Annotated in this window: 1 pseudogene; it reads right to left on the bottom strand. The window is 59.1% G+C overall.

From position 1 onward, the window contains the following. Window positions 1-134 precede the first annotated feature (134 nt). Window positions 135-252: pseudogene (locus AB3X96_RS42985) on the bottom strand (transposase); the annotation flags it as partial.

Below are 252 nucleotides of genomic sequence, written 5' to 3'. Positions count from 1 at the left end.
GGCTGCACCACATCCTGGACAACCTCGACTTCGTCCGTCATGTACACCTGTCCATTTAAAATTTGAATGGACATGATCGTCGGGCGGCACGACTTGCCGATCAAGATGACTTCGCCGGGTGCTTACCATGCGCCCAATGTCGAGCGCGGTATCGCGACGCCCGCTCGCGCAAAGATCTGCTCCTGACGGTACAGGGGAAGGTGGTCAGCGTACTTGGCAACCAGCACTGACGCCAGCAGTCCTGCGGTCGGG

It is taken from the genome of Paraburkholderia sp. BR13439, assembly GCF_040948805.1.
Lineage (GTDB): Bacteria > Pseudomonadota > Gammaproteobacteria > Burkholderiales > Burkholderiaceae > Paraburkholderia > Paraburkholderia youngii.
This window is presented reverse-complemented; position numbering and strand designations above follow the sequence as displayed.